Annotated in this window: 4 protein-coding genes; 3 read left to right on the top strand and 1 reads right to left on the bottom strand. The window is 62.9% G+C overall.

All coding sequences use genetic code 11. The features are described 5' to 3' along the window. Positions 1–77 precede the first annotated feature (77 nt). Positions 78–986: a LysR substrate-binding domain-containing protein gene (locus ACW9JE_RS28390; RefSeq protein WP_175375592.1), complete on the bottom strand. Its 909-nt coding sequence runs from the start codon at positions 984–986 to the stop codon at positions 78–80. Between the two features lie 179 nt (positions 987–1,165). On the opposite strand from ACW9JE_RS28390, the gene aspA reads away from it, so the two are divergent. The 3 genes from aspA to ACW9JE_RS28405 all read left to right on the top strand — a co-directional run bounded on the left by aspA (position 1,166) and on the right by ACW9JE_RS28405 (position 5,009). After that, the gene (aspA, locus tag ACW9JE_RS28395; protein WP_457434647.1) at positions 1,166–2,590 is read left to right on the top strand and encodes an aspartate ammonia-lyase; all 1,425 of its coding nucleotides are present in this window, start codon (positions 1,166–1,168) and stop codon (positions 2,588–2,590) included. 248 nt (positions 2,591–2,838) lie between these two features. Next, on the top strand, positions 2,839–3,843 hold the full coding sequence (locus tag ACW9JE_RS28400) for an asparaginase (RefSeq protein WP_457434648.1): 1,005 nt from the start codon (positions 2,839–2,841) through the stop codon (positions 3,841–3,843). 173 nt (positions 3,844–4,016) lie between these two features. Continuing rightward, positions 4,017–5,009, top strand: a complete 993-nt coding sequence (locus ACW9JE_RS28405; protein ID WP_224541181.1) for an AraC family transcriptional regulator — start codon at positions 4,017–4,019, stop codon at positions 5,007–5,009. The last annotated feature ends 42 nt before the right edge of the window (positions 5,010–5,051 follow it).

Here is a 5,051-nt window from a genome sequence, read left to right on the forward strand (position 1 = left end):
GGGTAAGTCGACATTGATGTTGCCTGACACACCGCATTCGCGAGCAAGCCCGCTCCCACATTTGCCTTTCTTTGGGCTCAAGTACCCTGCGCAGCCCCACCCTCAAGCTTGCGCCACAACAACCGCACGTTGGCCTTGCGCACCAGCGCACACCGGTACAGTCGAATCTCCAGCGGCACATGCCACTGCGGCCCGCCGCACACCACCAGCTCACCGCGAGCCAATTCCGCGCGCACGCTCAGCTGCGGCACCCAGGCGATGCCCAGACCTTCCAGCGCCATGCTTTTAAGGCTGTCAGCCATGGCAGTCTCATAAACAGTGGTAAAGCGCAGCGCCCGCTGGCGCAGCAGCATGTTCACCGAGCGCCCGAGGAACGCGCCGGCACTGTAGGCCAGCAGCGGCACGCTGCCCTCGCCCTCCAGATCGAACAGCGGCTTGCCATCAGCATCCGCCGCACACACCGGCAGCATTTCGGTGTGGCCAAGGTGCAAGGACGGGAAGATCTCCGGGTCCATCTGCATTGCCGCATCCGGATCGTAGAAAGCCAGCATCAAGTCACATCCCCCTTCGCGCAGGGCATGCACCGCGTCACCGACGTTGGTCGCCACCAGCCGCGTGGCGATGTTCAGGCCTTCGTTGCGCAGTTGCGCGATCCAGCGCGGAAAGAACCCCAGGGCCAGAGAGTGCGCGGCGGCGACCTGCATCACCTCGCCCTGCCCGCCTTCCAGATGATGAAGATGGCGCAACACTTCGCCGAGCTGTTCGACCACGGTGCGCGCGGTGACCAGGAACAACTGCCCGGCCGCCGTCAGCTCCACCGGCGTGCGCGAGCGGTTGACCAGCGTCAGCCCCAATGCGGCCTCCAGGCTACGGATTCGCCGGCTGAACGCAGGCTGCGTCACGAAGCGCCGTTCCGCCGCCTGGGAGAAGCTGCGGGTGGCGGCCAGGGCACTGAAGTCCTCCAGCCATTTACTTTCCAGATTCATCACGCCTCCCGGACACGCACCAAAACAGGTCACACGCTCGCCGCCAACACGGCGTCACACCGGCATTATGCCGAATATGCATAGGCCAGTGTTTAACAGCATTGGCTCTAAATTCTCCACAAGCCTAGCATTTGCAGTGTTCCGGCACAGACCGGGTCCATATCGAGATGATTTCTATCATGTCCTCCGCTGCATCTTTCCGCACAGAAAAAGACCTGCTTGGCAAACTCGAAGTACCTGCTCAAGCGTATTACGGCATCCAGACCCTGCGAGCGGTGAACAACTTCCGTCTCTCCGGTGTGCCGATCTCCCACTACCCGAAACTGGTAGTCGGCCTGGCGATGGTCAAACAGGCCGCCGCTGACGCCAACCGCGAACTGGGTCATCTGAGCGAAGCCAAGCACGCAGCCATCAGCGAGGCCTGTGCCCGTCTGATCCGCGGCGATTTCCACGAAGAGTTCGTGGTGGACATGATTCAAGGCGGCGCTGGCACTTCGACCAACATGAATGCCAACGAAGTGATCGCCAACATCGCACTGGAGACCATGGGTCACCAGAAAGGCGAATACCAGTACCTGCACCCGAACAACGATGTGAACATGGCGCAGTCGACCAACGACGCCTACCCGACGGCGATCCGCCTGGGCCTGCTGCTGGGTCACGACACGCTGCTGGCCAGCCTCGACAGCCTGATCCAGTCGTTCGCGGCCAAGGGTGAAGAGTTCGCCCACGTCCTGAAGATGGGCCGTACCCAACTGCAAGACGCCGTGCCGATGACCCTCGGCCAGGAATTCCGCGCTTTCGCCACCACCCTGGGCGAAGACCTGGCACGCCTGAAAACCCTGGCGCCAGAACTGCTGACCGAAGTGAACCTGGGCGGCACCGCGATCGGTACCGGCATCAACGCCGACCCGCGCTACCAGCACCTGGCCGTTCAGCGCCTGGCCACCATCAGCGGTCACCCGCTGGTACCGGCAGCCGACCTGATCGAAGCCACGTCCGACATGGGCGCCTTCGTCCTGTTCTCCGGCATGCTCAAGCGTACCGCGGTCAAGCTGTCGAAGATCTGCAACGACCTGCGCCTGCTGTCCAGCGGCCCGCGCACCGGGATCAACGAGATCAACCTGCCAGCGCGTCAGCCAGGCAGCTCGATCATGCCAGGCAAGGTCAACCCGGTTATTCCGGAAGCCGTTAACCAGGTGGCCTTCCAGGTCATCGGTAACGACCTGGCGCTGACCATGGCAGCGGAAGGCGGCCAGCTGCAGCTGAACGTGATGGAGCCGCTGATCGCCTTCAAGATCCTCGACTCGATCCGCCTGCTGCAACGCGCCATGGACATGCTGCGCGAGCACTGCATCACCGGTATCACAGCCAACGAAGAACGTTGCCGTGAACTGGTCGAGCACTCGATCGGTCTGGTCACCGCGCTGAACCCGTACATCGGCTACGAAAACGCCACCCGCATCGCCCGTATCGCTCTGGAAAGCGGCCGCGGCGTGCTGGAACTGGTGCGCGAAGAAGGTCTGCTCGACGACGCCATGCTCGCCGACATCCTGCGCCCGGAAAACATGATCGCTCCGCGTCTGGTTCCGCTTAAAGCCTGATCCGACGCAACACTTGTAGCACCGCTCACCAGGTCGAGGGACTAGACACCTCTCACCTTTTGAGGGCCTGGAGATCACTCTCCAGGCCCTTTTTTTTGCGCGTTTTTTGCCAATCGGTCAGTTAAAGTGCGCCCATTGTGGAGCGAGCCTGCTCGCGATGACGGCAGCACATTCGAATCCGGGATCACCGACGGATCGCTATCGCGAGCAGGCTCGCCCCACACATCATCTCTAGCGGAGGCCTCAAAATGATTGCCAATAATTACCCTGCCGCCCAACACATCATGGTGCTCTACACCGGCGGCACGATCGGCATGCAAGCCAGCGCCAACGGCCTGGCTCCGGCGTCCGGCTTCGAAGCGCGGATGCGCGAATACCTCACCAGCCAACCCGAACTGGTGGTGCCACAGTGGCGCTTTCGCGAGATGTCGCCACTGATCGACAGCGCCAACATGACCCCGACCTATTGGCAGCAATTGCGCGAAGCGGTGGTTGATGCGGTCGACGTGCAAGGTTGCGACAGCGTGTTGATCCTGCACGGCACCGACACCCTGGCCTACAGCGCCGCCGCCATGAGCTTCCAGCTGCTCGGCCTTAAGGCCCGCGTGTGCTTCACCGGCTCGATGCTGCCGGCCGGCGTCGCCGACAGCGATGCCTGGGAAAACCTTGGCGGCGCGCTGGTCGCCCTGGGGCAGGGCCTGGCGCCGGGTGTGCACCTGTACTTCCACGGCGAAGTGCTGGACCCGACCCGCTGCGCCAAGGTCCGCAGTTTCGGCCGCCACCCGTTCAAGCGCCTGGAGCGTCAAGGTGGCGGGATCAAGGCCACTTCGCTGCCGGCTGCGCTTGGTTACAACCAGACCAGGCAACTGGCGAACGTCGCGGTGCTACCGCTGTTTCCCGGCATCCGCGCCGAAATCGTCGACGGACTGATCGATAGCGGCATTCAGGGCCTGGTGCTGGAGTGCTACGGCAGCGGTACCGGCCCGAGCGACAACCCGGCGTTCCTCGCAAGCCTCGAGCGGGCGCGGGACAAGGACGTGGTGGTGGTGGCGGTGACGCAGTGCCATGAAGGTGGTGTGGAGCTGGACGTTTATGAAGCGGGCAGCCGCTTGCGTGGCGTCGGTGTGCTGTCCGGTGGCGGCATGACCCGCGAAGCGGCGTTCGGCAAGCTGCACGGCCTGTTGGGCGCAGGCCTGGACACCGCAGAAGTACGCCGCATCGTAGAACTCGACCTCTGCGGCGAGCTCAGCTGACAACCGCCTTTCTTGTAGGAGCGAGCAAGCTCGCGATGGACGTCAACTAAAACGCTGGCATCCTGACGCCCCGCGGTGTTCCGTCCACCATCGCGAGCATGCTCGCTCCTACAGGTCCATCATCAGGCACATAACTTGCTCTACTTCCAGTCACCCCAAGGCTGGAAGCCACCATGCTCCACTCCCATCTCACCACCCTCAACGCCGTTTCCCTGGTGCTCAACACCTTCAAGGCCGAAGGTCTGTCGAGCGAGGCCCTGTTGGCCGGCAGTGGCATCAGTGCGGCGGATCTCAACCGGGCTGACACCCGCATCACCACCAATCAGGAGATGCAGGTCTGCGCCAACGCCGTCGCTCTCAAACACGATATCGGCCTGGAACTGGGCCGGCGCATGCACGTGTCGTCCTACGGCATCCTCGGTTACGCCTTGCTCACCTGTGCCACCTTCGGTGACGCATTGCGCTTGGCGATACGCTATCCGGCGCTGCTGGGAACACTTTTCGAGCTCAGCCTTGAAGAAGATGGCGAACGCGTCTGGTTCGCCGCCGCCGATTACCGCGAGAGCCCGGCCATGGCGGTGTTCAATGCCGAGTTCTGCCTGGTATCACTGAAGGTCACCTGCGATGACCTGCTCGGCCATCCACTGCCACTGCTCGGTGCACGCTTCGAACACGCCGCGCCCGACTATCAGGCGTCCTACGCCCATCCCTTCGACTGCCCGCTGCATTTCGGCGCGCAGGACAACGCATTCGCCTTCGACAGAAAGTGGCTCGAGCAACCCTTGCCACTGGCCGACGCCATCACCCACCAGACCATGGCCGAACGCTGCCGCAAACAGAACACCGAATTCACCGGACGCCAGGCATGGCTGGGACGGATTCGCCAACTGCTCAGCGCGCAACTGAATGCGGCGCCGGGACTGGAAGGCCTGGCCGAGCAGATGAACTGCTCCACGCGAACCTTGCGCCGGCATCTCAAGGACATGGGCTGCAGTTATCAGGAACTGCTCGACGAGCTGCGTTTCGAGCAGGCCAAGCAGATGCTCTGCGAGGATCAGATGCCGATTTACCGGATTGCCGAGGCGTTGGGCTTCAGCGAGACCGCAAGTTTTCGCCATGCGTTCGTGCGCTGGAGCGGTGTGGCTCCCAGCCAATTCCGTCCCTGACGCCTCCCCCTGTTGTAGGAGCGAGGCTTGCCCGCGAAGCTT

The sequence above is a fragment of the Pseudomonas sp. SDO55104_S430 genome (assembly GCF_054070595.1).